The organism is Enterococcus sp. DIV0176, assembly GCF_050528535.1.
Classification (GTDB): Bacteria; Bacillota; Bacilli; order Lactobacillales; family Enterococcaceae; genus Enterococcus_B; species Enterococcus_B thailandicus.
In genome coordinates this window covers 922,326-948,704 of the sequence record NZ_CP172879.1, presented here as the reverse complement: position 1 = coordinate 948,704, position 26,379 = coordinate 922,326, and the positions used below count along the sequence as shown (strand labels likewise).

The 26,379-nt window shown below is 37.0% G+C and carries 26 protein-coding genes; 3 read left to right on the top strand and 23 right to left on the bottom strand.

The window, feature by feature from the left end; all coding sequences use genetic code 11:
* Window positions 1-174 precede the first annotated feature (174 nt).
* From parC to IGJ66_RS04565, 3 genes are all read right to left on the bottom strand, one after another.
* Window positions 175-2,622 carry a DNA topoisomerase IV subunit A gene (gene parC / locus IGJ66_RS04575; protein ID WP_067485026.1) on the bottom strand — a complete coding sequence of 816 codons (2,448 nt, stop codon included), beginning with the start codon at window positions 2,620-2,622 and terminating at the stop codon, window positions 175-177.
* A gap of 11 nt (window positions 2,623-2,633) precedes the next feature.
* Entirely contained in the window at window positions 2,634-4,679 is a 2,046-nt protein-coding gene (gene parE / locus IGJ66_RS04570) for a DNA topoisomerase IV subunit B (protein WP_430616878.1), read from the bottom strand.
* A gap of 184 nt (window positions 4,680-4,863) precedes the next feature.
* The gene (locus IGJ66_RS04565) at window positions 4,864-5,292 is read right to left on the bottom strand and encodes a CoA-binding protein (protein WP_067485020.1); all 429 of its coding nucleotides are present in this window, start codon (window positions 5,290-5,292) and stop codon (window positions 4,864-4,866) included.
* 95 nt (window positions 5,293-5,387) lie between these two features.
* On the opposite strand from IGJ66_RS04565, the gene plsY reads away from it, so the two are divergent.
* Window positions 5,388-6,023, top strand: a complete 636-nt coding sequence (plsY, locus tag IGJ66_RS04560) for a glycerol-3-phosphate 1-O-acyltransferase PlsY (RefSeq protein WP_430616877.1) — start codon at window positions 5,388-5,390, stop codon at window positions 6,021-6,023.
* Window positions 6,024-6,078: 55 nt separating this feature from the next.
* On the opposite strand, the gene IGJ66_RS04555 is transcribed toward plsY, so the two are convergent.
* The 10 genes from IGJ66_RS04555 to ylqF form a co-directional block, all read right to left on the bottom strand.
* Window positions 6,079-6,954 carry an aldose 1-epimerase family protein gene (locus tag IGJ66_RS04555; protein ID WP_071869353.1) on the bottom strand — a complete coding sequence of 292 codons (876 nt, stop codon included), beginning with the start codon at window positions 6,952-6,954 and terminating at the stop codon, window positions 6,079-6,081.
* Window positions 6,955-7,016: 62 nt separating this feature from the next.
* A complete protein-coding gene (gene codY, locus IGJ66_RS04550) occupies window positions 7,017-7,808 on the bottom strand; it encodes a GTP-sensing pleiotropic transcriptional regulator CodY (protein WP_067485011.1) in 792 nt (263 codons plus the stop codon).
* A 16-nt stretch (window positions 7,809-7,824) separates the two neighbouring features.
* Window positions 7,825-9,222 carry an ATP-dependent protease ATPase subunit HslU gene (hslU, locus tag IGJ66_RS04545; RefSeq protein WP_067485008.1) on the bottom strand — a complete coding sequence of 466 codons (1,398 nt, stop codon included), beginning with the start codon at window positions 9,220-9,222 and terminating at the stop codon, window positions 7,825-7,827.
* 12 nt (window positions 9,223-9,234) lie between these two features.
* Window positions 9,235-9,783, bottom strand: coding sequence for an HslVU peptidase proteolytic subunit (gene hslV / locus IGJ66_RS04540; protein ID WP_067485006.1), 549 nt, complete (start codon window positions 9,781-9,783; stop codon window positions 9,235-9,237).
* A 32-nt stretch (window positions 9,784-9,815) separates the two neighbouring features.
* On the bottom strand, window positions 9,816-10,715 hold the full coding sequence (gene xerC, locus IGJ66_RS04535; RefSeq protein WP_430616876.1) for a tyrosine recombinase XerC: 900 nt from the start codon (window positions 10,713-10,715) through the stop codon (window positions 9,816-9,818).
* A gap of 233 nt (window positions 10,716-10,948) precedes the next feature.
* Window positions 10,949-12,271 carry an FADH(2)-oxidizing methylenetetrahydrofolate--tRNA-(uracil(54)-C(5))-methyltransferase TrmFO gene (trmFO, locus tag IGJ66_RS04530; RefSeq protein ID WP_071869355.1) on the bottom strand — a complete coding sequence of 441 codons (1,323 nt, stop codon included), beginning with the start codon at window positions 12,269-12,271 and terminating at the stop codon, window positions 10,949-10,951.
* 18 nt (window positions 12,272-12,289) lie between these two features.
* Window positions 12,290-14,368 (bottom strand): type I DNA topoisomerase, encoded by a 2,079-nt coding sequence (gene topA, locus IGJ66_RS04525; RefSeq protein ID WP_067484998.1) that lies wholly within the window; start codon window positions 14,366-14,368, stop codon window positions 12,290-12,292.
* A 129-nt stretch (window positions 14,369-14,497) separates the two neighbouring features.
* Window positions 14,498-15,355 carry a DNA-processing protein DprA gene (dprA, locus tag IGJ66_RS04520; protein WP_430616875.1) on the bottom strand — a complete coding sequence of 286 codons (858 nt, stop codon included), beginning with the start codon at window positions 15,353-15,355 and terminating at the stop codon, window positions 14,498-14,500.
* Between the two features lie 58 nt (window positions 15,356-15,413).
* Window positions 15,414-16,178: a ribonuclease HII gene (locus tag IGJ66_RS04515; protein ID WP_067484993.1), complete on the bottom strand. Its 765-nt coding sequence runs from the start codon at window positions 16,176-16,178 to the stop codon at window positions 15,414-15,416.
* Window positions 16,171-17,031: a ribosome biogenesis GTPase YlqF gene (ylqF, locus tag IGJ66_RS04510; RefSeq protein ID WP_067484988.1), complete on the bottom strand. Its 861-nt coding sequence runs from the start codon at window positions 17,029-17,031 to the stop codon at window positions 16,171-16,173. The genes IGJ66_RS04515 and ylqF overlap by 8 nt, the downstream gene beginning before the upstream one ends.
* A 256-nt stretch (window positions 17,032-17,287) precedes the next feature.
* On the opposite strand from ylqF, the gene IGJ66_RS04505 reads away from it, so the two are divergent.
* Window positions 17,288-17,686: a VOC family protein gene (locus IGJ66_RS04505; RefSeq protein ID WP_430616874.1), complete on the top strand. Its 399-nt coding sequence runs from the start codon at window positions 17,288-17,290 to the stop codon at window positions 17,684-17,686.
* 146 nt (window positions 17,687-17,832) lie between these two features.
* Here IGJ66_RS04505 and IGJ66_RS04500 read toward each other — a convergent pair whose 3' ends face one another.
* The 8 genes from IGJ66_RS04500 to IGJ66_RS04465 all read right to left on the bottom strand — a co-directional run bounded on the left by IGJ66_RS04500 (window position 17,833) and on the right by IGJ66_RS04465 (window position 24,039).
* A complete protein-coding gene (locus IGJ66_RS04500) occupies window positions 17,833-18,744 on the bottom strand; it encodes an RICIN domain-containing protein (RefSeq protein WP_430616873.1) in 912 nt (303 codons plus the stop codon).
* 127 nt (window positions 18,745-18,871) lie between these two features.
* Window positions 18,872-19,783, bottom strand: coding sequence for an RICIN domain-containing protein (locus IGJ66_RS04495; protein WP_430616872.1), 912 nt, complete (start codon window positions 19,781-19,783; stop codon window positions 18,872-18,874).
* 240 nt (window positions 19,784-20,023) lie between these two features.
* Window positions 20,024-20,578, bottom strand: coding sequence for a signal peptidase I (gene lepB / locus IGJ66_RS04490; protein ID WP_067484978.1), 555 nt, complete (start codon window positions 20,576-20,578; stop codon window positions 20,024-20,026).
* Between the two features lie 99 nt (window positions 20,579-20,677).
* Complete coding sequence (locus tag IGJ66_RS04485) at window positions 20,678-20,905, bottom strand: YozE family protein (protein ID WP_067484975.1); 228 nt, start codon at window positions 20,903-20,905, stop codon at window positions 20,678-20,680.
* Window positions 20,902-21,420: a peptide-methionine (S)-S-oxide reductase MsrA gene (msrA, locus tag IGJ66_RS04480; protein WP_067484972.1), complete on the bottom strand. Its 519-nt coding sequence runs from the start codon at window positions 21,418-21,420 to the stop codon at window positions 20,902-20,904. The genes IGJ66_RS04485 and msrA overlap by 4 nt, the downstream gene beginning before the upstream one ends.
* A 36-nt stretch (window positions 21,421-21,456) precedes the next feature.
* The gene (locus IGJ66_RS04475) at window positions 21,457-22,137 is read right to left on the bottom strand and encodes a YpmS family protein (RefSeq protein WP_082904106.1); all 681 of its coding nucleotides are present in this window, start codon (window positions 22,135-22,137) and stop codon (window positions 21,457-21,459) included.
* Window positions 22,134-23,027, bottom strand: a complete 894-nt coding sequence (locus IGJ66_RS04470; RefSeq protein WP_095803526.1) for an SGNH/GDSL hydrolase family protein — start codon at window positions 23,025-23,027, stop codon at window positions 22,134-22,136. The genes IGJ66_RS04475 and IGJ66_RS04470 overlap by 4 nt, the downstream gene beginning before the upstream one ends.
* A 169-nt stretch (window positions 23,028-23,196) precedes the next feature.
* Window positions 23,197-24,039, bottom strand: a complete 843-nt coding sequence (locus IGJ66_RS04465) for a DegV family protein (RefSeq protein ID WP_067484967.1) — start codon at window positions 24,037-24,039, stop codon at window positions 23,197-23,199.
* A 129-nt stretch (window positions 24,040-24,168) separates the two neighbouring features.
* On the opposite strand from IGJ66_RS04465, the gene trhA reads away from it, so the two are divergent.
* Window positions 24,169-24,822, top strand: a complete 654-nt coding sequence (trhA, locus tag IGJ66_RS04460) for a PAQR family membrane homeostasis protein TrhA (RefSeq protein WP_067484965.1) — start codon at window positions 24,169-24,171, stop codon at window positions 24,820-24,822.
* A 95-nt stretch (window positions 24,823-24,917) separates the two neighbouring features.
* Here the strand turns inward: trhA and IGJ66_RS04455 are convergent, their stop codons facing one another.
* On the bottom strand, window positions 24,918-25,412 hold the full coding sequence (locus IGJ66_RS04455; RefSeq protein ID WP_067484963.1) for a dihydrofolate reductase: 495 nt from the start codon (window positions 25,410-25,412) through the stop codon (window positions 24,918-24,920).
* Window positions 25,413-25,426: 14 nt separating this feature from the next.
* Entirely contained in the window at window positions 25,427-26,374 is a 948-nt protein-coding gene (locus tag IGJ66_RS04450) for a thymidylate synthase (RefSeq protein ID WP_067484961.1), read from the bottom strand.
* Window positions 26,375-26,379: the final 5 nt, after the last annotated feature.

Here is a 26,379-nt window from a genome sequence, read left to right as displayed (position 1 = left end):
ATTTTTAGATTTTAATTGATGTATCTTTAAACAATGCTTTAATACCAAGCATTAGGCATTGTGAACACTTTCATCTTTTAATAAAAAAGTAAGATTTCTTCGATATTACAAATGAAAAAAGGAGCACGAACTGTACTACTACAGTTCGTGCTCTTTCAAGAAAAAATGATACAGTTATTCTTCGATTTTTGGGACGGGTGCTTCAAGTACAGCAATAATCTCTCCGCCTTGCTTTTCGTCCAACACAAATGAACCATTCGACGTACGATCACCAATTGGAAAATCAGTTGGATTAAATTCCACTTGTTTGCCCTTTTGATTCACGATTGTTAGCTCACGACTTGTTCCTTCAGACATATAAATAACTCGGTGAGGGTTTTTCTTTAGTTCTCTTAAAACTTGCACACCACGTTTTGCACGTGATGTTTGCGAGATTTCTTGTGCAAGCATTCGTTTGACGGCTCCTCTTTGTGTGACGATTACGATTGGTGTATCGCCTTCAGCAAAAACTAATAAGCCATTGATGACTGTGTCATCATCTTTCAGATTGATTGCCTTCACTCCTGCTGCTTTTGCACCGACGACTGGTACTTCAACTAGCGGATACCGTAAGCCAATCCCTTGATGCGTAACTAGAAAGACGTCTAAATCCGCTTGTCCTTCTTCCAAATAAACAGCTACCAACTCGTCCTCATCTTTTAGTTTCATTGAGCTGAGCGGACGACTCTTATACGTACGCCATGGTTCAAACTCAGTCATTCTAGTCTGTTTGATCATGCCATTTTTACTAATAAAGATAAAGGTTTGTTCTGGTTGGATTTTCGTATATGGGAACACTGCGATAATTGATTCATCCATTGATAAATTCAAAATCGTTTGTGAAATGTGCTCACCAACTTCCTTCCATTTTAGATCTGGTAACTCATGGACTGGACGATAGATCACATTCGCTTTGTTCGTCACAAACAAGACATGATCTAATGTACTTAATTCACCAGTATACAAAAGATAATCGCCTTCACGCATACCAATCTCTTCTGGCTTCGAAGCACTATAAGAACGCAAGCTGCTTCGTTTCACATAACCTTCACGCGTTACGCTAACGACTACGTCTTCTTGCGCAACCAACACTTTCGTATCAATTTTTATTTCTTCGATTTCATCTTCGATTTTTGTAATACGTTTCGTTGCATAATTTTTCTTCACTTCACGTAATTCTTTTTTCATCAATGAAAACAGCTCTTTGTCATCTGAAAGAATTTTATTTAGTTCCGTAATTTGCGCAATCAATTGTTCAGATTCTTTTTGAAGATCAGTAATATCGGTGTTTGTTAAACGGTAAAGTTGCAGCATCACGATTGCTTCTGCTTGTTCTTCAGTAAACTGAAAAACATCCACTAAGTTTTTCTTTGCATCACGTTTATCTTTACTTTCACGAATTGTCGTAATCACTTGATCTAAAATCGATAATGCTTTCATCAAGCCTTCCACAATGTGTTGACGTTTTTGTGCCTTTGCCAAATCATACTGGCTACGTTTCGTAATGACATCTTTTCTATGTCCGATATAACTGCTTAAGATATCTCTTAGCCCAACTTGATGTGGTGTCATATGATCAATGGCTACCATATTAAAGTTGTAGTTGATTTGTAGTTCCGTGTTTTTAAATAAGTAATTTAGGATCCCTTGTGCGTTTGCATCTTTTTTTAATTCCACAACAATTTGCAAACCTGTTCGATCACTCTCATCACGAACTTCAGCAATTCCATCTACTTTTTTATTTAAACGCACTTCATCAATTTTTTTCACAAGGGTTGCTTTATTCACTTCGTAAGGAATTTCTGAAATGACAATTTGTTCTTTGCTTCCTTTGATTGCTTCAATTTTGGTTTTAGAACGTAGAATCACTTTTCCCCGTCCGGTTTCAAAAGCTTTTTTGATTTCATCTTTTCCCTGCAAGATTCCTCCTGTTGGAAAATCAGGTCCTGGGATAAACTCCATTAGTTTATCTAAACTTGCATTAGGGTGGTCAATCAGATAGATAGTTCCATCAATGACTTCTCCTAAATTATGCGTTGGTATCTCGGTCGCATACCCTGCTGAGATACCAGTTGAACCATTCACCAATAAATTCGGATATCTAGCGGGTAAAACAGTTGGTTCTTTTTCAGTATCATCAAAGTTCCAAACCATATCAACCGTATCTTTTTCAATATCCGCTAACATTTCACCACTTAGTTTAGACAGACGCGCTTCTGTATAACGCATTGCCGCTGGAGGATCGCCGTCCATACTACCATTATTCCCGTGCATTTCAATCAGCACTTCTCGAAGCTTCCAGTCCTGGCTCATCCGAACCATTGCTTCATAGATACTACTGTCTCCATGTGGGTGATAGTTACCCATGATGTTTCCGACTGATTTCGCAGATTTACGGAATCCTTTATCATAGGTATTTCCATCTTTGTTCATTGCATATAAAATCCGACGTTGGACTGGCTTTAACCCGTCACGAATGTCGGGTAAAGCACGCTCTTGAATAATATATTTTGAATAACGTCCAAATCGGTCACCCATTACTTCTTCTAAGGTTAATTCTTGGATTTCTTGTCGATTTTCCATCAGGTGACCTCCTATTCTACATCAAACAACTGAATTGGCTTTTCAATCTCTTCATGCTCTTCATCTAATCGTTCGCTTGAAGTTGAAGCTGTCATTTCAGTGTCTTCTTTTTTATCTAAAATACTACCGTCTTCTTCCATTGTAAATTGGACGTGGCTTTCAATCCATTTTCTCCGAGGTTCAACTTTATCCCCCATTAATGTCGTCACACGTCGTTCTGCTTGTGCCGCATCATCAATTCGAACACGAATTAATGTCCGTGAAGTTGGATCCATCGTTGTTTCCCATAATTGGTCGGCATTCATTTCACCTAACCCTTTATACCGTTGCAATGAATAACCTTTCCCAACTTTTTTGATTTCTGCAGCTAATTCTTCATCTGTCCAAGCATATTCAACCACTTGCTTCTTCCCTTGGCCTTTTGAAACTTTGTATAAAGGTGGTAAAGCAATATAGATCTTTCCGGCTTCAATTAATGGTTTCATATAGCGATAGAAGAAAGTTAACAATAGCACTTGGATATGCGCACCATCCGTATCTGCATCGGTCATGATAATGATCTTGTCGTAGTTACAATCTTCAACAGAAAATTCTGGTCCTACGCCTGCACCAATCGTATAAATCATGGTGTTGATTTCTTCATTTTTCAAAATGTCTTGCATTTTCGCTTTTTCTGTATTGATTACTTTTCCTCGAAGTGGCAAAATTGCTTGGAATTTACGATCTCGTCCTTGCTTGGCAGATCCGCCAGCAGAGTCTCCTTCGACTAGATAAAGCTCATTCTTTTTAGGATTACGCGATTGTGCAGGGGTCAATTTACCTGATAACAAAGATTCGCCTTTTTTGCGTTTTTTACCATTACGGCTTTCTTCTCGCGCTTTACGTGCAGCTTCTCGCGCTTCACGAGCCTTCACTGCTTTTCTGACCAACATTTGGCTCATTTCACTGTTTTCTTGTAAATAAAAGCCCATTTGTTCGCCAATGACATTATCAACGACTGTTCGAGCAACTGGCGTACCCAATTTTTCCTTGGTTTGACCTTCAAACTGTAATAAGTTTTCTGGTACACGAATTGATAAAACCGCCGCTAAGCCTTCACGAAAATCGCTACCTTCTAAGTTCTTATCTCGCTCTTTCAAAAGTCCAACTTTACGAGCGTACTCATTATAAGCTTTCGTCATCGCTGTTTTCATTCCTGCTTCATGCGTACCGCCATCTTTCGTCCGTACATTATTAACAAAAGACAAAATATTCTCCGAATAGCCATCATTGTATTGATAAGAAACTTCCACTTCGATACCGTCTTTTTCACCAGAAAAATAGACAACAGGTGTCAATGTATCTTTTTCTTCATTCAAGTATTCGACAAATTCTTTGATTCCTTCTTCATAATGAAAAACTTCTGTAACCTCTTCTTCATCGCGAAGATCACTTAACGTAATTCGAACGCCTTTCAAAAGAAAAGCGGACTCGCGCAAACGCTCTGATAATATCTCATATGAAAATTTCACTGTTGAAAAGATCGTATCATCCGGTAAGAAATGAACCGTGGTTCCATTTGCTTTTTTTGTTTTACCAAGTTTTTTTAATGTCCCCTGTGGCTTACCACCGTCTACAAATTTTTGTTGGTATTCAACACCATCACGAACAATAGTTACAGTCAACCATTTTGATAAGGCATTTACCACACTGGCACCGACACCATGCAGTCCACCAGAGGTCTTATAACCTCCTTGACCAAACTTTCCTCCAGCATGTAGCACTGTAAAAATCACTTCAACCGTTGGAATTCCTGAAGCATGCATTCCAACTGGCATTCCGCGACCGCTATCTACTACAGTGATACTGTTATCTTTATGTATCACTACATCAATTTCATTTCCATAGCCTGATAAAGCTTCATCGACTGCATTATCAACAATTTCATACACTAAATGATGTAAGCCTCGGCTATCAGTGGAACCGATATACATCCCTGGTCGTTTTCTAACTGCTTCCAATCCCTCAAGAACTTGGATAGAAGCATCATTATATTCATTGATTACTTTTTTTGCCAAGGCAAACGCTCCTTCAATAATACTTGCGGAATTTAAAAGACCGCATCGAACTAATCATACTAAAAAAAACTGCGAAAAAAAAGAGGTTGGGAAAAAATCAAGAGAAACAGTCACCCAACCTGCTTTTAATTAACACCTTTCGCACATTAAAACTTTATTTATTTGGTCGTTGCACTTGCTCAGACTAGTTATCGTCCATTTTAGCTAGTTCAATTTTTATACAACGATTCATCACGATATCTTTTCGACCGGCAGCTTGTAATAATTTTGCTGCCTCTTCATTTTCAATTCCTAATTGTGCCCAAAAAACTTTTGCATCTGTTTGCAAAAAGTCCTGTGCTACTTCAGGTAAAAATTCACCACGTCGAAAAATATCAACAATATCAATTGGTTCTGTAATCTCTGTCAGATGACCATAAACTTTTTCACCTAGTACTTCTTGTCCAGCCAAAATTGGATTCACAGGAAAAATTTGATATCCTTTTTCTTGTAATAACTTCGCGATTTGGTAACTTGTTCGTTCTGGTTTATTACTCAAACCGACAACAGCAATATTTTTTGCTGACTTTAAATAATCAAAAATTGTTTCTTGGGTTGGATTTTCAACTGCCATCCTACTCATTCCTTTCATTCGTGAATTTCGATTGTTCCTACTACTCATTCATGCTAAAATAAACATTAGTTTTCAACTTGAAAGAGGTAAAAAAAATGAAATTGATCTTATTACTTATTGTAGCATATCTTTTCGGTTCTATTCCTTCCGGCGTCTGGATTGGAAAAATCTTTTTCAACAAAGACATTCGCGCATATGGTAGTGGAAACACTGGAACGACCAATACCTTTCGTGTATTAGGCAAAAAAGCAGGAATCGTTGTCTTACTAATGGACATCTTAAAAGGAACACTGGCAACTTGTCTGCCAATTATTTTTCACATCACGACAATCAATCCACTTTGGTTTGGGGTCTGTGCAATCCTCGGTCATACTTTTCCGATTTTTGCAAAATTCAAAGGCGGAAAAGCAGTCGCAACCAGCGCCGGCATGCTCCTAGGTTTCAGTCCCATTTTCTTCGTCTACTCTGCAACAATTTTTGTCGTAAGTCTTTACTTCACCAGCATGGTAAGCTTAAGCAGTATGATCAGTGCTGTGTTGATTACTTTATCAACGATTTTCTTACCGTATATTGCACCGGTTATTTTACCTGAACATAATTGGCTGTTAACTATCATTGCTTTCTTAGTGTCATCCTTTATTTTTCTTCGTCACAAAGAAAACATTCAACGTATCAAAAACAAAACTGAAAGTCGAATTCCTTTTGGTTTAAATAGCAGCAAAAAAAAATAGTTTTTCTTTCTCAAAAAAAGTGAACTGCGACATTTGTCGTAGCTCACTTTTTTGTTTATTTCACGGTGATTGAGTATTTTGTTTGGAAAATTTCATGAGCACCTAATTGATTGATTCCCACTTTTTCCATCAGACTTCCATTACTATTCACCGTATCCGCAATCCCACACCAAGGTTCGATACAAACAAACGGCGCTTCTTTTGGATAAGGTGACCAAATACCAACGTAAGGCATATCTTTATAGCTTAATGTCACACTGTGGCGTGATTTTTCACTACGAATCGAATAGGCATTTAGTCCTTTCGTTTCAAAAACAAGTGCATCTTGGTCAAACAACTCACGATCTAATGCCAAGTTCGTATTTGTTTGCCCCAATGTTCGTTGATCTAAATCGATATAAGGTCCTGCCAATGGTAAACGTAATCTTGATTTTCTTGGCGAGAAGGCTAAATAAAAATCATCAAACGACAAGCCTTCTTCCAATGGTACATTAAACGCTGGATGCCCACCAATTGAAAAATACATTTCTTCTTCTCCAACATTTTCCACTTGGTAATGAACAGTTATTCCGTCGCCACCTAATTCATACGTGATGACTAATTCGAAATCAAACGGATAATTTTTTTTCGTTTCTGGTGTACTTTTCAACAGAAAACTTGCTTGCTCTGGTCCTTGCTCAATAACTTCAAAATCCATATCTCTTGCAAAACCATGTTGCCCCATCGAATACGTTTTCCCTTGATACATGTATTCGTCATTTTTCAAACGACCAACAAATGGGAAAAGAACCGGTGCATGACGTCCCCAAAATTCTGGATCCCCTTGCCAAATATATTCAAGATTATGCTCTTTTGATTGTAAGCTAATTAGTTCTGCTCCATGTTCAGCTATTTTAGCAATAAGCTGATCATTTTGAATAATTACGGTCATTGTGACTCCCCCATTTTTTGAAATTGCTACTGCCCTCAGTGAACTGAAAAATAAGATTCAGTTTAGTAGCTATGTTTTGCTAATTCTTCTTTAAAACGTGAATTAAGGACTTTTAAGTAGGTTCCTTTCATTCCCAAAGAACGTGATTCAATGATACCTGCAGACTCCAATTTGCGCAAAGCATTAACGATCACGGAACGAGTAATTCCGATTTCATCGGCAATATTTGACGCCGTCAAACGACCTTCGTCGCCATCAAGCGCATGGAAAATTGCTTGAACTGCTTTTAATTCACTGTAAGAAAGAGTATTGATTGCCATTTGCACAGCTGTGGCACTTCGCACATCTTCTTCAATGCTACGTGACTGTTGGTAAAGAATTTGCATTCCTACAACTGTTGCCCCATATTCCGCTAAAACTAAATCATCGTCAGTAAATGCTTGTTCCATTCGTGACAAAATAATTGTTCCTAAACGTTCTCCCGCACCAAAAATCGGTACGACTGTCGTTAAGCCAAATGGATATTTTTCTCTTGACTCTACTGGAAAAGCTGTAATTTCACTAGTGATTGGAATATTTGCTTCTGTCTTAACTAGTTGATCTACGGTATCTGTGTAAGAAAGTGGAAATTGTTTTTCAACGAACATAGTTTTCACACGTTCATTATTCACATCATGACGTTCATTATAACCAAGTAGCACGCCATCGCTACCAATGATATACGTATTACTGTCCAACACTCCACCTAGTGTCACTGCCATTTTGTCATATGGTAAATCAGCATCCATATCAAAGGTATTTTTTTGTTGTAAAAGTTTGTTGATCTTTCGGGTTTTCGTTAGCAAATCCGTCATAGTCGTCCTCCGATTCTTAAAGTATATAGCGGCTTAGATCTTCATTTTGTGCAATTGAAACCAATTTGTCATTGACATATGCTTCTGTAATCGTAATCTCACCCATCTGCATATCTGGTGCCTCAAATAATAAATCTTCTAATAATTTTTCCAAGATTGTGTGTAAACGGCGTGCACCGATGTTATCCGTGTCGCGATTCACATCAAAAGCAATTTGCGCGATTCGTTCGATTGCTTCCTTAGTAAACGTAACGGAAACATTCTCCGTTTCAATCAATGCAATATATTGTTTGATCAATGCATTATTAGGTTCTGTCAAAATTTTCACAAAATCTTCCGCTGACAAATCATCTAATTCGACGCGAATCGGGAAGCGTCCTTGTAATTCTGGAATCAAATCACTTGGTTTGGATAAATGAAAGGCACCTGAAGCAATAAATAAAATATGATCTGTTTGTAACGTACCATATTTCGTGTTGACTTGTGAGCCTTCAACAATTGGTAAAATGTCGCGTTGTACACCTTCTCGAGAAACTTCACCAGACTGTTGTGATTTTGAAGTCACTTTATCGATTTCATCGATAAAAATAATACCACTTGACTCAGCCAATTTGATTGCTTCGCTATGAATATCTGCATCTTTCACAAGTTTAGCAGATTCTTCACGAATTAAAATTTCGCGTGCTTCTTTTACTGTGACTGTTCTTTCTACTTTTTTAGTCGGTGTTAACGCGCCTAATGTCTCATTCAAATCAATGCCCATTTGTTCCAAGCCATTGTTCATCATTGGCGCGGACTTCTTTTGTTCTTCCACTTCGATTGTCACTTCACGCGTATCCAGCAAGCCTTTTTCCAATTGTTCCAAGACGGTGCGACGATTAACTCGAATGTCTTCGGTGATTTCTTCTTGTGGTTCAGCCTGTTGTGCAGAGGCATTGAACATGTTCATCATTTGTTCAAATTGGTTTGTTGATTGTTTTTGTTCCTTCTTGATACCAGGTACTAAAACTTTCACTAACCGTTTTTCAGCATTTTTCTTGGCTTTTGTATACACACGACTGTATTGTTCTTTCTCAACGATTTGAATCGCGTTTTCGACCAAGTCACGAACCATTGATTCTACATCTCGGCCAACGTAACCAACTTCTGTAAATTTAGTTGCTTCCACTTTGATGAATGGCGCATTGACGATTTTTGCAAGTCGACGAGCAATTTCTGTTTTCCCAACCCCTGTTGGCCCAATCATCAGCATATTTTTAGGGGTAATATCTTGTTGCATTTTTTCATCTAACTGGAGTCTACGGTAGCGGTTTCGTAAAGCGACAGCCACAGATTTTTTAGCTGCTTCTTGTCCCACGATGTATTGATCCAACTCACTCACGATTTGTCTTGGTGTTTGTCTTAATTCATTCATTCTAATCACCTCTTATAATTCTTCTACAATGATATTATGGTTTGTGAAGATACAAATATCCGCTGCGATGTTCAACGCATTTTCAGCAATCTCTTTTGCACTCATCTCATTTTGTGCATAATTTTTCATTGCACGTGCAGCGGCTAACGCAAAGTTTCCGCCAGAACCAATGGCTAAAATACCATCATCTGGTGTAATCACTTCACCTGTTCCAGAAACTAACAGCATTTCCTTATCATTCATAACAATCAACATTGCTTCTAATTTCTGCATGGATTGTTGTGTTCGCCATTCTTGTGCTAACTCAACAGCCGCACGTTGTAGATTGCCATTATATTCATTCAGTTTACCTTCAAATTTTTCTTCCAAAGTAAAGGCATCTGCTACGCTTCCAGCAAAACCAACAACAACTTCGTCATTATAAATTCTGCGAACTTTGCGAGCTGTTCCTTTCATAACAACAGATTCTCCCATTGTTACTTGACCGTCTCCAGCCATTGCAAATTTTCCGTCTTTTTCAACTGCACAAATCGTGGTTGAATGAAATTGTGATTCTACCATTTGTAGACCCTCCTAATAAAATAATATCCTTGCTACGCTCGTGGATGAAAAGAGCGATAGTTTTTTTGTAAACTTTCTTTCGTCACATGGGCATAAATCTGAGTTGTAGACAAATTCGCATGCCCTAATAATTCTTGAACTGTCCGCATATCTGCACCATTGTTCAATAAATGCGTTGCAAACGTATGACGCAACATATGAGGATGAATATCACTATCTAAACTACTTTTCTTGATTATCTGATTTAGTATATATTCGATTCCAGTTGGTGTAATTGGATCACCATGGTGGTTAACAAAAACAAAATCGTGCTCTTTATGGTATTTATTCATCAAGAACGAACGACTTTTTTCAAAATATTCTTGTAAAGCTTCTTGAGCAAAGGATCCCAGTGGCGCATATCTTTCTTTGTTTCCTTTTCCATGAATCAACATTACCTCTGCTTGAAAGTCGATGTCCTTAACCTTTAACCCACTACATTCACTTAAGCGGATACCAGAACCATATAAAACTTCTAGTACTGCTCGATCTCTGAAGTCCAACGGTTTATCCCCAGCAACGCTTTCAAACAAAGCCTGCATTTCATTTTCATAAAAAAAGCGCGGTAACCGAATATTTTTTTTCTTTAAATGGACATAAGAAAAAGGATTTTCCTCGATCAGTTCTTCTTTTAAAAGATATTGATAAAATGAACGCAAACTGGCAATTTTTCTGCTAATTGTGTTTCTACTGTATTCTTTATCTGATAAAAAACCTAAATAGACTCTCACATCTAAGTAATCAATACTCAACAAATTTTCCTCACCAGATTCTTTTAGAAAATCTTTGAAGTCATCAATATCTTCCTTGTATGCTTGACGCGTCTTATCCGAGTATCCTCGTTCAACAATCAAATAGCGTAGAAACTTTTCTTCCCAGCTTTGTTCTGCCATTTTTTCACCTTCCTTACAATCCCAGAAATAAATTTAGCATAGCCCTTATAAAAAAACAAATAAATTGTCAGAATTTAATCAATATTTCTAAGTTTGTTCACAATTCGCACAATTTTTCGTTTTGTTTTCATTTTTCTCGCTAATTTTTCAGTGAAGCATTCATTTTACGCGACAAAAAACTTAGTAAATTATGAATAGCTCAATCATAACTTACTAAGTCGCTTCGTTTTTTTTTATTTTGCAGGAATAAGCGAAGCTAATTCTGCAATCACTTTTTCATTAGCTGCTAATGCTCGGTTTGCTAATGCTTCATAACGTGATTTTTTATCACGAATTCGTTCAGGTAGTTCTGGGAACAACCCGTAGTTTGCATTCATTGGTTGGAAATGTTTTCCTTCGGCATGCGTGATATAGTACGCCATACTTCCAATCGCTGTTTCTTGTGGGAAGACAACAAGCTCTTCTTCTTTTGCAAGTCGTGCAGCATTGATTCCAGCTAACAACCCACTAGCTGCACTTTCCACGTACCCTTCAACACCAGTCATTTGACCTGCAAAAAATAAATCTTCGCGCTTCGCTGATTGGTAAGTTGGTTTCAATAATTCTGGTGAATTCATAAAACTATTACGATGCATGACACCATAACGTACAAAGTCAGCATTTTCCAAACCAGGAATCATGCGGAATACTCGTTTTTGCTCGCCCCATTTTAGGTGAGTTTGGAAGCCAACAATATTATAAAGAGAAGCAGCTGCATTATCTTGGCGCAATTGAATGACAGCATAAGGGCGTTTGCCCGTTTTGGGATCTTCTAGTCCAACTGGCTTCATTGGACCAAATAGCATCGTTTTAAATCCACGTTGTGCCATTACTTCAATTGGCATACAACCTTCAAAATATTTTTCTTTTTCAAATGCTTTTAATTCTGCGACTTCTGCATGAACCAACGCATCATGGAACGCAGTAAATTCTTCTTCTGTCATTGGACAGTTCAAGTAAGCTGCCTCACCTTTATCATAACGTGATTTCAAATATACTTTGTCCATGTCAATCGTTGATTTATCAATAATTGGTGCAGCAGCATCATAAAAATAAAAACCATCTGAACCATTAAATTCTTTGATTGCTTCTGCTAATGGATGAGAAGTTAACGGCCCGGTTGCGATAACAGTAATGCCTTCTGGTATTTTGGTTATTTCTTCATTGATAACCGTTACTAGTGGATGCTCTTTCACTTTTCGAGTAATCGTTTCTGAAAATGAATCTCGGTCAACTGCCAATGCGCCACCAGCAGGAACAGCTGTTTCGTCAGCCGAAGTAATCACTACGGAATTCAAGCGACGCATTTCTTCTTTCAATAGGCCAACAGCATTTGCTAAACTATTTCCTCTTAAAGAATTAGAACAGACTAATTCCGCAAAATTTTCAGTATGATGTGCTTCCGTCGATTTAACTGGACGCATTTCATATAGACGAACAGGAACTCCAGCTTGTGCAATTTGCCAAGCTGCTTCACTTCCGGCAAGGCCGGCACCAATTACATTTACAGTTTTCAAGTAAAAACCTCTTTTCGATTATTTTTGAACATCTTCTTCATAGTCGCCATTTACACAGACAACCTGTTTGCCACCTTTAACTTTCTTCTCAACCAAATATTGATCACATTTCGGACAATTTCTGCCTACTGGTTTATCCCAAGAAGTAAATTCGCAATCTGGGAAACGAGAACAACCATAAAAAATTCTGTTTTTCTTGGATTTACGTTCAATCACTTGGCCTTCATGACATACGGGACAAGTAACACCGATTTCTTTCACGATTGGTTTGGTATTACGACATTCTGGAAAATTACTACATGCGTAAAATTTACCATATTTTCCTAATTTAATCACCATTGGATGCCCACAGACATCGCAATCAAATCCAGCTGGTTCATCTTTGATTTGAATTTTTTCCATTTTTTCTTCTGCATTACTTAATTCTTTTTCAAAAGGTTTATAGAAACGATCAACTACTTGGACCCAAGCTTCTTTTCCTTCTTCCACTTTATCCAAGTCATTTTCCATTTCCGCTGTGAAATGGATATCAACGATTTGAGGGAAGAATTCAACAATTAATGAGTTAACGATTTCTCCTAGCTCCGTTGGTTCGAAACGTTTTTGTGTCAGTTTGACATAGTAGCGGCGTTGGATCGTATCCAATGTTGGCGCATAAGTTGATGGACGACCCACACCGTTTTCTTCTAATGCTCGAATAAGCGTTGCTTCACTAAATCTTGCTGGTGGTTGCGTAAAGTGTTGTTTGGGTTCGATGTCCACAGATTGAACAATGTCTCCCTCAATTAATTCAGGCAAGATGTTTTCTTTGTCTTCTTTACCATCATCGCGACCTTCAACATAAACTTGCATGAATCCTTTGAACTTGACCTTTGAACCATTGGCAATAAAGATGACACCGTTTTGGTCTAGAGTAACTTTCATTGTATCTAAAATCGCTGGTGTCATTTGACTGGCAACAAAACGTGACCAGATCAATGTATATAATTTTAATTGGTCTTTATCTAAATATTGTTTGATTTCATCAGGTGTGCGCAAAACACTAGTTGGTCTTACTGCTTCATGGGCATCTTGTGCGCCTTGAGCATTTTTTACCTTTTTATTTCCGTGAGCAGAGAATTCATCACCATATGTTTCTTGGATAAATGAAGCTGCTTCTGCTTTGGCTGTGTCAGCAATCCGCGTTGAGTCGGTACGCATGTAGGTAATCAAACCAACTGTTCCTTGTTTTCCCAATGCGATTCCTTCATATAGTTGTTGTGCAACCATCATTGTTTTTCTTGTGCGGAAATTTAATTTACGTGCAGCCTCTTGTTGTAAACTACTCGTAGTAAATGGATTGGCTGGATTTCTTTTACGTTCTTTCTTTTCAACTTTTTTCACTTCAAAGTCTTGGCCATCAATTCTAGCAGTGACTTCTTTCACAGCTTCTGCATCTGGTAATTTTTTCTTCTTGCCATCGATTCCCCAGAAGTTTGCTTTGAATTTCTTACGTGCCTTTTTAAAGTTTCCATCGATACTCCAGTATTCTTCTGGAATAAATTCGCGGATTTCTTGCTCACGATCAATGATAATTTTTAAAGCAATAGATTGAACGCGTCCTGCACTTAATCCTTTTTTCACTTTACGCCAAAGGATTGGACTAATCGAATAGCCAACTAATCGGTCTAATGCGCGGCGTGCTTGTTGTGCATCAACTAAATCCACATCGATTGAACGAGGTTCTTTAAACGCAGCTTTCACAGCATCTTTAGTGATTTCATTGAAAACAACACGATTTTTGTCTTCAAGATCTAATCCTAATAAATAGGCTAGATGCCAAGCAATCGCTTCTCCTTCTCTATCCGGGTCACTTGCGAGATAAACTTTCTGCGCTTTTTTAGCCGCAGATTTTAAACTTTTAATAACATCGCCTTTTCCTCGGATAGAAATATAATGAGGTTCATAATTATTTTCGACATCAATTCCCATTTTACTTTTTGGTAAATCACGAATATGGCCTACACTTGCCATTACTTTATAATTTCGGCCCAAATATTTTTCAATTGTTTTGGCCTTTGCTGGTGATTCTACAATCACTAAATATTTATATGCCATTCTTGAATGGACTCCTTTCATTGTCGAGTTCCTACTATATATACTTATACTAGAGGTTTCCTACAAATCGTAGCTAATCATATCCATTCAGAAATCGTTTGTCAAGGAAAGCAAATGGGAAATGTGATGTTATTCTTTCAATTCTGCTAAAATATCCTGTCCTGAAATCGTACAAATTGCCCCATCTTGAATGAGGTGATGACAGCCTTCAGAGTGTTCTGTTAAAACATTTCCAGGGACGGCAAAAACAGCCTTGCCTAAATCTAATGCTTGCTGTGCTGTTATTAGTGAGCCACTCTTTTTCCTTGCTTCGATTACACAAGTACCCAGTGATAAGGCAGCAATGATTCGATTTCTCATCGGAAAGCGGTGTCTCCTTGGTCCTGCTTCTGGCGGATATTCACTTAACAGCAAATGCTCCTCAGCAATTTTCCTTTGTAGTTGTTCATTTTCTCTTGGATAAAATTTTTTCAAGCCTGTTCCAACAACAGCAATCGTTCGTCCACCTTCTTTAATTGCCGCACAGTGACTATATGTATCAATTCCCTTGGCACAGCCACTCACAATCACGTAACCCTCAGCAATCACTGGACGTAAGAGCTGAAGAACTGTTTTCTTTGCAAGAACTGACGATCGTCTTCCTCCAACAACGCTCACCATTTTATACGTCAATAACGATAGGTCCCCTCGATAAAATAATAGAATGGGAGGATATGTCAAATTTAATAATTGTGAGGGATAGCATGGGTCCAAACAAGTAATATACTGTTGGTTTTGTTTGATTGTTTCCCAGTGATTTTCGACCTCCAACCAGCTTTGTCGAAACAGTTCACGATGAATCGTAATAGAGGCAATCTTACAAATCTCTTCTATTGTTAAGCGTACTTCTGGATTTGCCAATAAGTACTGAAGTATTTGCCACTTCCCCTGGCTACTAATCCCTTTTGCGTAAGTCAAACGTAATAAATATTCTTTTATTTTTTCCATAAAAAAATCACCTCTTGCTTTCTTTTTAATAAGATACGCAAAAGGTGTGTTTAAATTTTTATAAATATTTTTTGACTGGAGCAAATGTCCGACGATGAATTGGTGTAATTCCTTGTTTTTCCATACCAATCAAGTGTTCTTTTGTTCCATAGCCCGCATTGTGACCAAATCCATAGCCTGGATACAATTGGTCATAATCTGCCATCAAACGATCGCGATAAACTTTAGCAATGATGCTCGCTGCAGCAATCGAAACAGAGCGTGCATCTCCCTTGATTAGTTTTTCTTGTTGAATGGGCAAATCTAATTTCATCGCATCAATCAACAAGTAGGTTGGCTGGACAGTTAATTTTTCAACTGCTTGAATCATTGCCAACTTGCTTGCCTCATAAATGTTTACTTCATCGATCACTTTTTCGTCAACAATCCCGATTCCAATAGCCAAAGCTTTCTCTTGAATTTCCTGATAAAGTAATTCACGTTTTTTCTCAGATAGCTGCTTAGAGTCATTTAAGCCAAGAATTTCTTCATCTTTCGATAAGACAACTGCTGCTGCAACGACAGGGCCAGCTAATGGTCCACGACCAACTTCATCAATGCCAGCAATCCATTGATGACCATTGGCATATCCTTGTTTTTCAAAAACAAACATTTCTTGATACTTTTCTTTGATTTTAGCCTCTTTTTCAAGCCGCTTTGCTAAAGAGTTGAGTGCTTGTTGTACCCCTTTTCGCGGATCTTGCTTCAAATATTCAAGTGAAGGATCAGTCAAGGAAGTGATTGTTGTTAATTTTTCCTTAATGGCTTGAATCGACTCACTCATTCACTTCTTGCCCCATTTCTTCACAGCGATCTAACGTGTAGCGACCTAATCTGCCATCTCTGATTTCAAACACAACTAGTTCACTTCCACGAGCGTAATCATCTCTGAAGCCTCTTTTAGCCGTGACCGCCATCAAAATTTCTGGCGCAAGACCCTGCTCCTGCTCTTCTGTTAAATGGTAACGTTCTTGAATTCTTCCTGGGTAATAACGGGCAAAGAAGTCCAAGCCATAGATGGCCAAATCATCTAAGTGAAGTAATTGATCTTTGATTGCACCAGTCAATGCCAGCTTTTTCCCAATCTCTTCATCTTCAAACTTAGGCCAAAGAATTCCTGGTGTATCTAATAATTCTAGTTCCGTTCCATGACGTAACCATTGTTGCCCTTTCGTCACTCCAGGTTTATTCCCTGTTTGTGCAATTTTTTTTCCAACTAAGCGATTCATTAATGTCGATTTTCCAACGTTAGGGATTCCTAAAACCATTGCTCGAATTGCACGGGGTTTCAATCCTCGAGCAGCATCTCTTGCTCTTTTTTCTTTTAACACTTCTTTGGCGGTCGGAATCAGTCCCTTCACGCCCTTGTTTTCTTGTGCATTGATTGCTAATGCAGCGTGACCTTGTTTTTTGAAATATTCTTGCCACTGCTTTGTTTGTTGTGGATCAGCCAAATCAGCTTTATTTAATAAAACGATACGTGGTTTTTGTTGAATAATTTGATCGAGCATCGGGTTTCTTGATGACAACGGTAAACGCGCATCCACTAACTCAAAAACGATGTCAACGTATTTCATTTTTTCAGAAACTTCACGACGAGCTTTCGCCATGTGTCCTGGGAACCATTGAATGGTCATAGTTGTGTTTCCTCCTTGATATATCAATCTCACTGATTGGAACTCAAATAGAATGTGCTTTTTCATTCTGTTGTTCACAGTTTGATCACTTACAAGCTATTTTAGCATAAATTGAACTAAAAAAAAGAAAGCATCGTTTGTTTTCTTAGCGCCATGCCTTTCCAAAATTTATTTTACCAAGAAAAAAACGAAGCAGAATTTTTGACAGCGTTTTACAAACAGTAGATGATAAGAATATAGAAAGGGGTCGAAAAAAATGAGTACGATGGTTTTTGTCAATTTTCCAGTCAAAGATGTAAAGAAGTCAACGGAATTTTATACGAAACTCGGCTTTGAGCAAAATCAAGAATTTTCGACAGAACAAGCAAGCTCTATGGTATGGGATGATCACTTTTGGATTATGTTGTTGAATCATGAATTTTATCAAACATTTATCAACGAACGTAAAATTGCAGATGCACAGACAACCAGTGGCGCACTGATTGCTTTCAGTCTACCTAATGCAGAAGCAGTCAAAAAATTTGCCGAAACAGCAAAAGAAAATGGTGGGTCTTATTATCATGTGGACATGGGTATTCCAGAAGATCAAATGTTTGGCCTTGAAGTACAAGACCTAGATGGAAATATGTTAGAACCCTCTTGGATGGCAATGTAAAGCTAAAAAAGGATAAAAATAAACAAAAAGAAATCACTCCAACAATGTAACGTTGGAGTGATTTCTTTTCTTTGCTTTCAAATCATGTTTTTAAAGTTAGTCAACGATCACCTGCTTCTCTCCTTCTTTTGCTTCAAACACAATCCTTACTTTCTCCCCTCAATGTGTAAAATAAATTTTTGGTTTTCTGTCCCTGTCTTATTAAAGGTGATGATATTTCCACCATTTAGATTGCTTTTTTGAATATCCATTACATGTCCACTTTTTACGTTCTTCAAGAAAAATGCTTCGCCGTTGGTTTGACTACTTTCCCAAATCAGTTGCCACAGTGCACTATCGTTATTACTAACATTAGGTTTGACGCCAACCTTTTTATCACTATTTTCTAACAAACTATATGAAGTTTGTTTATAACTATGGATACTGTAAGCATTTTTCGCTGCATGATATTTTAAGTACCACTTTTGATTACTATTGCCATCATTGTTCCAACTCACAGCTACATTATGTGTTTCATCCCAATCAATAACTTTCCAATTATCCATTTTGCTTTGAATCGAAACAAGTATGTCATTGTAATTTTCTGGTATTTTTGTATTTAGATTAATGACTAGCTCGTTGTAAAAAAAGTCAAAATCTACAATTGTCTTTATATGGATAACTGTATTAGAACCATTTATGTATTGGCTTTTGTCAAATCGAATCGTGTAATAGCGTTTCCCATTTTTCTTTTCGCGAAGAATTCGTTTGCCATCCACTTGATACTGACCTCTTGGTCCACTGGACAAAGTCTGTACCTCACTTGGGTTCCCAAACTGGTAAAGTTCGTCTCCCATGTTAACATCAAATTCAATTGCATCTTCTGTTACTCTCATGCCCTCGACTCCCCACCCCTCAGTAAATGAGCTTACCATAATATTTCTAGTAATTGTATATTCCATTTGTTGGTTTTTCTCACTACTTTTTGCGTCAACTACTTGACTTGCTTCATTTGCGTGAACCATTACTTGAGGAAACAATAAAAATAAAGTAAAAAACAATCCAATCATCTTTTTCATTTTCTTTCTCCTTTTTTTAGTTTTTTTCTACCGACCAACTAAATGTTCAAGTAGCAAAAGAGGAGATACCTTACTTGCATCTTCTCTTTTAAATACAAATTTTTCAATTTTCCAGCTTATCCAGAAATTACTTTCTCCCCTCAATGTGTAAAATAAATTTTTGGTTTTCTGTCCCTGTCTTATTAAAGGTGATGATATTTCCACCATCTAGATTGCTTTTTTGAATATCCATTACATGTCCACTTTTTAGATTCTTCAAAAAGTAAGTTTTTCCATTTGTATGAGTGCTTTCCAAAATCAACTGCCAGAGTGCGCTATCATTATTGCTAACATTTGCTTGGACAACAACTGCGCCATTACTATTTTCTATTAAGCTATAAGTAGTTTGTTTATAGCTATGAATACTATACGCATTTTTCGCTTCATTATATTTGAGGTACCATTTTTGATTGTTATTGCCATTGTTGTGGTAGCTAATTGCTTTATTATGTGTTAAATCCCAATCAACGACCTTCCAAGGATCAATTTTACTTTGAATGGAAACCAGTAAGTCATTATAATTTTCTGGTATTTTTGTATCTAGCTTAATAATCAGCTCGTTGTACAAAAAGTCAAAATCTACAATTGACTTGATATGGATAACTGTATTAGAACCGTTTATGTATTGGTTTCTTTTAAATCGAAAGGTGTAGTAGTTTCGACCATTTTTCTTTTCACGAAGGATTCGTTCTCCATCTGTTTTATATTTACCTTCTGGTCCACTGGATAAAGTCTGTGTCTCTCGTACTTGATTACTATATTCTCCAAAATCCCACATATTAGCATCAAATTCAATTGCATAATTGGTTACTCTCATTCTTTCGACTTTCCAATCCTCGGTAAATGAACTTACCAAAATATTTCTAGTAATTTCATATTCCATTTGGTTATTTGCCATACTACTTGTTCCTACTGCTGTTTGTTCCATTTCATTTGCATTTACCATTGTTTGAGGAAGCAATAGGAACAAAGCAAAAAATACTACAATAATCTTTTTCATTTTCTTACTCCTTTTTTGTTTTATTATTTAACAAATTTTCTCGTCTTTCTTTTCAACTTTCACCTCCTCTAAAAAAGATAAGATAAAACAACAAAAAATTTTTTTATCCCTCTAAGAAAACGTTAACACACTCAGCTATCAGCTGTCAAAAAATAACTTTAGCTATATTTAAAAAAACAAAAAAAAGACAATTGATCTCATTCAATTGTCTTTTTGACTGATACTATTTCAAGCCATCAATTATTTGATCCATTTGATTTCACTTAAAGGATAGTACACCATACGTGCCTTACCCAAGATATCTTCACGAGAAATCGTACCAAAAGAACGACTGTCTTTTGAAATTCGTCGATTGTCCCCCATTACGAAATAATTATCTTCAGCTAATTTTTCTTCCCCAGTCAATCCTTGCAAGGTGAAATCGGTCGTATACGGTGCAGTCTCATGATCTGATTGGATATTTTTACTTAAAAATGGTTCTTTGATATCTTTTCCATTGATTTGTAATGTATCATTTTGGTAGCTGATCGTTTCACCTGGTAAGCCAATCACTCGTTTGATATAAATCGTGCCATCTGCCAATTGAAAAACGACGACATCAAATCGTTTGATCTCGGTAAATTTCTCCATCACCGTCATATTTCCTTGACTCAACGTATTTTCCATTGAATTTCCTTCAACCGGTACTGGAATAAAAAGAAAGCCACGTAAAATAAATGCCAGAAAAATCGAAATCAGTAAATATTTCACAGCTAACCAAAAACGATTCGTCCACTTCTGTTTTGTTGTCAACATTCATCCCTCATTTGTAGTTCTGCTTTTATTATAGAAAAATTTCAAACAAATTGCGACTAAGAGATGAAATTAATCTTTTTTTCAAAGACAAACAAAAGCTTAAGAAGCATGATTGTTTTCCAAATATTGTTCCCAAGCCGCATCAAATACATCCATGGAAGTTAAATAGTCCACATTCATTTCCAAATAATCAGAGAGTTCTTCATAGTCTGAACTATGTTTTGGAAATTGAATATCTTTTCCTGCTTCATTTGCAAATTCAGTCACTTGATCTAGCTGATTTGGTCCACGAAGAGTCATTAAATAATGGTAAAAACTTCGATTCACTGATGATTCCCCCAATTTTCCTCGACAAAAGCCGCTCTTCTTGCATGATTGCGTGCAAAGTTTTCTGGATTCTTTTTATAGTAGTCTTGATGATCAACTTCAGCCAAATAAAATGGCTGTGCTGGCTCAATGGTCGTCACAATTTTTTCTGTAAAACGACCACTCTCAGCTAAGCGTTGTTTGCTTTTTTCTGCAATCGTTTGTTGCTCTTTTGTTGAATAAAAAATGACAGGTCGATAACTACTTCCTCGGTCTTCAAACTGTCCAAACGCATCAGTTGGATCGGTTTGTTCCCAATAAAGCTCGACTAATTCTTGATAGGAAATCACTTGTGGATCATAAATGATTTCAACTGCTTCTGTATGGCCAGTTGTTTGGCTCTTCACTTGTTCATAGGTTGGATTAGCCAGTTGTCCGCCAGTATATCCTGACATAATTGAGTAGATACCTGGTAAACTGTCAAATGGCTGAATCATACACCAAAAGCAGCCACCTGCAAAAATTGCACGTTCCATCAAAGCCCTCCTTTTATTTATCTATTTTGATTTCACTTATTGATTTGAACTTTCTTTTGTTGTTTCTTCACTTGCGGGTAAGTATAGACTAAAACGAATATCATCGTCTACTAAATTTATTTTATCTGCTTTGATATACATGCCATTTTGCATTCTAAATTTATCTAGTCGAAGCATGACTGTTAAGTCTTTCGTATCAATCTCGACCCATTTAGGTAAATTATAATTACGTTTAACCATGTTCATCACATCTTTGATTGGCAAACTTAATGTGCCGATGGATAAACTTTTTGCTTTCAGCTGAACGTTTCCATTTTCCATAACATAAGGTTCAAAATAGAGATAAAAATTCACTGGAAAACCTAATACTTCAAACTGACCATTTAACATGGCTTCATTTTCTAAATAAAATTTATACTCAATGTCGCCTTCTTTTTGAAAATCACTTAAGAAAAAACTAATCAACTGATTGACTTTTTCTTTATTTGAATTAATTGTCAGGACTGGTTCGCCTTCGATTGCCGTAATTTCTGGCATGTTTTTGTACTCAGGTTGGCTCGAAAAAATTCGAACGCCTAGAAAAATGGTGATACCAACCACGACACCTAATAGAATCAAGAAAGCCATTCGCCAATAATTCGATGCTTGACTTTGTTTTTCGTTCAAGGGTTCTTTCACTTCTACTTCTGATTTCTTTGGATTTTCTGATTCTGTCATTTGTCACCCTCCTTTATCAGCCACTGTTCTTTGGTTGCAACTAATTTTTCTTTTACTGCATTTGCCATCAATTGATAGCCCAAGTTGTTTGGATGAAAATGATCCTCTTCATACAAAACATTATTTTTTATATCATTCAAGCTTTCTGCCATACTATCTGTTGTATTTGTTTGTTCTTCAGCTACACCAACTTTTTGATCTAACCCCTGATATAGTAAATCGTTGATTGGAATAAAATAGCAGTGATCCGTTTCTTTGACTATGGCTTCTGTTCCTTGATTCCAATTATCTACAATCGTTTGCATATCTGTGATTTCTGGAAAGTTCAAATAAAAAGGATTGTAAATACCTAGAACATAGATTGGCGCATTTGGGTTTAGCTCTCGAATCTCTGCTAAAAGTTCAGTCACATTTTCTTGATAGTTTTTTAAAGGTTTTTTAAAAGATCGTGTTGTTAACCCAAAAAAATTATTTTGAATCACCTTCATCAAATCATTTCCACCCACAGTCAATGTGATAATGTCAGCGGTCTTAATATTTGTTTGAATTGTTTCTTTTTCCTTCACTCGCTTAAGTATCTGGTCACTTCGTTCGCCATTGACACCATAATTTTCTGTTTCAACAGTCTTCAGCTGATAATCTTCTCGTAAATCATTTGCAACTAGCGGAACAAAACCACCTTGTTTGGTTTGGTCTCCCACTCCCTCGGTTAAAGAATCACCAATCGCTACATAATGAAGTTTACTTTTCATGTTCGACGTTTTTTTAGTCGCAACTGATGGCTTTACTAAGGGTTCTGCTTTCGGAATACTCAGTGATAATCCAGCGAAAACGATGACTGCAATGACGATTGGAATAAAAAATAATCCATATCTCTTGAGTAATTTCATTTTCTCACCTCTGTCTTCAATTGTGTCTAATCTTATCAAAAGTTATTTGAAAAAGGTAGTCTTTCGAAACAAATCATAGGAATTTATCTTTTTTTCAAAAAATGCACACAAAAAGAACTAGTGAAATGAACATGCCACTCAACTAGTTCTTTTCTTACTCTATAAGTTGTTAATCGACATAATACATGATCGCAAAAGCACCTTTACCCGCATGTGTAGCAATTACTGGATTTGTCTGTAAAACTGGGATATGCATTTCAGGAAATAGTTCTTGTAGACCTTCTTTGAACTCTAATGCTAATTCTTTTGCATCAGCGTGGGAGATCGCAATTTGATGAACATTAGGTAACTCTTTTAGTTCTTTTTTCAAACTATCAAACCATTTGTCAAAAGTTTTCTTTCCTCGGCCCTTGGCAACTGGAATCAAATCTCCATGAGTAAAATTCATGACCACACGAATATTCAACATACTTGACAGCAGCCCTGTCGCACGACTGATTCGTCCACCTTTGACTAAGTTATCTAAGGTAGCAATTCCAATATATAATTTGGTGTTGTCGCTAATTTTTTTGATTTCAGCTAAAATTTCAGTTGAAGATTTGCCTTCTTTTGCTAATTTTGCTGCTTGAATGACTTGGAAAGACAAACCTTGATCTGTTGTATCGCTATCAATAACTGTTACTTTACTTTTAGTTAAATTGCTCGCTTGACGCGCAGCTTCCACAGTTCCACTTAATCCTTTTGTCATGTGAATGGAAATAATTTCGCTACCATCTTTACCCAATTCATCATATAATGAAACAAATTCGCCAATTGGTGGTTGGCTCGTTTTTGGTAAAGCTTTAGCAGTAGACATCATCTGCATGAATGTTTCTCCATCTAACTGATCGTCATCAGGATACATAACGCCATCAATCATTACTGATAGTGGCATGACATGAATATTTAAAGTGTCTCGTACATCTTTTTCCATTGTACAAGAAGAATCTGTTACAATTTTTACATTTGTCATTGTTTTCTCACTCTTCCTTTAACAGCTGCCTTATTCATGTTAAACTTACATTCAAGGCAATTTCTTTTTTTAGTATAACAGACAAACAATGATTTTTCATTAAATACGTCAAACAAAGGAGCCGTTTTCATGGAAAAAACAAAATTTAGTCGCAGTTACTTGATTGTCAACGAAGTTTTTAATGCAATCACTCACGGAATTGGTGCTGGACTAAGTATCGCTGGCTTAGTCATTTTACTCGTCAAAGGCGCGCATCTTCATTCTCCCCTTCATGTTGTCACTTATGCGATTTACGGATCAATGATGATTCTTTTATTTTTAACTTCAACGTTGTTTCATTCATTGATTTTTACCAAAGCAAAAGGTGTTTTTCAGGTCTTTGATCATAGCTCCATTTTCCTATTGATTGCCGGAAGCTATACACCATTTTGCCTCCTAAGTGTTAAGGGTTGGCTAGGTTGGACGCTTTTTGGTTTGATTTGGGTATTCGCGATTGCAGGAATCGTCTATAAGTCACTAACCTTACACAAAAAGGAAACGGTATCAAAAGTTTCAACCTTTATTTATATCGTGATGGGTTGGCTTTGTTTGATTGCTGCAGTTCCCCTTTACCATTCACTAGGTTTAGTAGGAATTTCGCTAATGGTTTTAGGTGGACTTTCTTATACAGTGGGTGCCTTCTTCTATAGTTTGAAATCCGTTCGCTTCATGCACGTCGTATGGCACCTTTTTGTTATGTTAGGTGCAGGCTTTATGTACTTTTCTGTTTTATTTTTCACTTGATTTTTTAAAATAGGTAAAAAAAAAGAACTTTGCGCCTAATTCGCGTAAAGTTCTTTTTTTATGCGTACAAACAAAATTAAATTTGCTTGTCGACATTATTTTTCGTTTCGTTGGTACGTTTCAAATTGATGTGCATACGGATTGACGTCGTTCACTTCACCTGTGCTGACATTGATTAGTGACCAGTCTTCCCAATTAACGGCAGGAAAATAAGTATCACCCTCAAATGCGTGCTGAATCACGGTGCGATACAATATACTACAGTAAGGTAAAAATTCTTGGTAAATAGCAGCACCACCAGCGATAAAGACGATTCCGTCTGCTTCTTTTTCAAAAGCAAGGACTTCTTCTAACTCGTGCATGATGGTTACGCCCTCTGCTTGATAATTTTTATCATGCGTAAGGACAATTGTTTGGCGATTTGGCAATGGTCGACTGCCCATACCTTCAAACGTTTTTCTTCCCATTACTAAAATATTTGATTCAGTTGTTTGTTTAAAAAATTTCAAATCATTCGGTAATCGCCAAGGAAGTTGATCATTTTTACCAATCAATCCATTTTCATCTTGTGCCCAAATTGCAGCTAGCATCTTCTCATCCTTTCTTACACAGCAATCGGTGCTTTAATTGCTGGATGTGGTTGGTATCCTTCCAATTGGATATCATCCATTTCAAAATCGAATACAGATTGTTTTTCTGGATTCAGACTTAATGTTGGAAACTCACGTACTTCACGACTTAACTGTTCTTTCATTTGTTCTACGTGATTAGAATACAAATGCGCATCGCCTAGCGTATGAACAAACTCTCCGACTTCCAATCCTGTTTCATGTGCAATCAAATGAGTAAGCAACGCGTAGCTAGCAATGTTGAATGGAACACCTAAGAATACATCACCACTTCGTTGATATAATTGACAACTTAAACGACCTTCAAAGACGTAAAACTGAAACATGGTATGGCAAGGAGGTAACGCCATACTTGGAACATCTTCAGGATTCCACGCCGAAACAATTAAACGTCGAGAATCTGGTGTTGTTTTGATTGCTTCGATTACTTCTTTAATCTGATCAATAAAACGACCATCTTTTGTTTCCCAATGACGCCATTGGTACCCGTAAATATGACCTAAGTCGCCATATTCAGCTGCAAATTCTGGATCATTAATAATTTTTTCGCAAAATAGTTTACTTTGTTCTTGATAAAGTTCATTAAATGCTTCATCAACTAAGCTTCGATGACCAAAGTCTGTCATATCTGGACCAGTGTAGTCCTCACTTTTGATGTAGCGTTCAAACGCCCATTCATCCCAAATGTGATTATTATTTTCTAAAAGATAACGGATATTCGTATCTCCTTTTAAAAACCAGAGTAACTCACTTTTAATGAGACCAAATGGGACTCTTTTGGTTGTTAATAAAGGAAAGCCTTTTTGTAAATCAAAGCGCATTTGATAGCCGAAAGTACTAAGCGTACCTGTCCCTGTTCGATCACCTTTTTGGTTTCCTTCTTCTAACAACTTTTTTCCTAAATCAAGATAAGCTTGTTCCATTCATT

Bases quoted from the DNA above. Each gene is read 5' to 3' on its own strand.
- topA (WP_067484998.1), bottom strand. From the start codon at position 14,368: ATGGCATATAAATATTTAGTGATTGTAGAATCACCAGCAAAGGCCAAA.
- IGJ66_RS04470 (WP_095803526.1), bottom strand. From the start codon at position 23,027: ATGAAATTACTCAAGAGATATGGATTATTTTTTATTCCAATCGTCATT.
- msrA (WP_067484972.1), bottom strand. From the start codon at position 21,420: ATGGAACGTGCAATTTTTGCAGGTGGCTGCTTTTGGTGTATGATTCAG.
- IGJ66_RS04500 (WP_430616873.1), bottom strand. From the start codon at position 18,744: ATGAAAAAGATGATTGGATTGTTTTTTACTTTATTTTTATTGTTTCCT.
- ylqF (WP_067484988.1), bottom strand. From the start codon at position 17,031: ATGACCATTCAATGGTTCCCAGGACACATGGCGAAAGCTCGTCGTGAA.
- IGJ66_RS04455 (WP_067484963.1), bottom strand. From the start codon at position 25,412: ATGCTAGCTGCAATTTGGGCACAAGATGAAAATGGATTGATTGGTAAA.
- IGJ66_RS04505 (WP_430616874.1), top strand. From the start codon at position 17,288: ATGAGTACGATGGTTTTTGTCAATTTTCCAGTCAAAGATGTAAAGAAG.
- dprA (WP_430616875.1), bottom strand. From the start codon at position 15,355: ATGGAAAAAATAAAAGAATATTTATTACGTTTGACTTACGCAAAAGGG.
- lepB (WP_067484978.1), bottom strand. From the start codon at position 20,578: ATGTTGACAACAAAACAGAAGTGGACGAATCGTTTTTGGTTAGCTGTG.
- IGJ66_RS04475 (WP_082904106.1), bottom strand. From the start codon at position 22,137: ATGACAGAATCAGAAAATCCAAAGAAATCAGAAGTAGAAGTGAAAGAA.
- IGJ66_RS04495 (WP_430616872.1), bottom strand. From the start codon at position 19,783: ATGAAAAAGATTATTGTAGTATTTTTTGCTTTGTTCCTATTGCTTCCT.
- codY (WP_067485011.1), bottom strand. From the start codon at position 7,808: ATGACGGATTTGCTAACGAAAACCCGAAAGATCAACAAACTTTTACAA.
- plsY (WP_430616877.1), top strand. From the start codon at position 5,388: ATGAAATTGATCTTATTACTTATTGTAGCATATCTTTTCGGTTCTATT.
- IGJ66_RS04465 (WP_067484967.1), bottom strand. From the start codon at position 24,039: ATGACAAATGTAAAAATTGTAACAGATTCTTCTTGTACAATGGAAAAA.
- IGJ66_RS04450 (WP_067484961.1), bottom strand. From the start codon at position 26,374: ATGGAACAAGCTTATCTTGATTTAGGAAAAAAGTTGTTAGAAGAAGGA.
- IGJ66_RS04555 (WP_071869353.1), bottom strand. From the start codon at position 6,954: ATGACCGTAATTATTCAAAATGATCAGCTTATTGCTAAAATAGCTGAA.
- IGJ66_RS04515 (WP_067484993.1), bottom strand. From the start codon at position 16,178: ATGAGTGAGTCGATTCAAGCCATTAAGGAAAAATTAACAACAATCACT.
- hslU (WP_067485008.1), bottom strand. From the start codon at position 9,222: ATGAATGAATTAAGACAAACACCAAGACAAATCGTGAGTGAGTTGGAT.
- trhA (WP_067484965.1), top strand. From the start codon at position 24,169: ATGGAAAAAACAAAATTTAGTCGCAGTTACTTGATTGTCAACGAAGTT.
- parC (WP_067485026.1), bottom strand. From the start codon at position 2,622: ATGGAAAATCGACAAGAAATCCAAGAATTAACCTTAGAAGAAGTAATG.
- IGJ66_RS04565 (WP_067485020.1), bottom strand. From the start codon at position 5,292: ATGGCAGTTGAAAATCCAACCCAAGAAACAATTTTTGATTATTTAAAG.
- hslV (WP_067485006.1), bottom strand. From the start codon at position 9,783: ATGGTAGAATCACAATTTCATTCAACCACGATTTGTGCAGTTGAAAAA.
- xerC (WP_430616876.1), bottom strand. From the start codon at position 10,715: ATGGCAGAACAAAGCTGGGAAGAAAAGTTTCTACGCTATTTGATTGTT.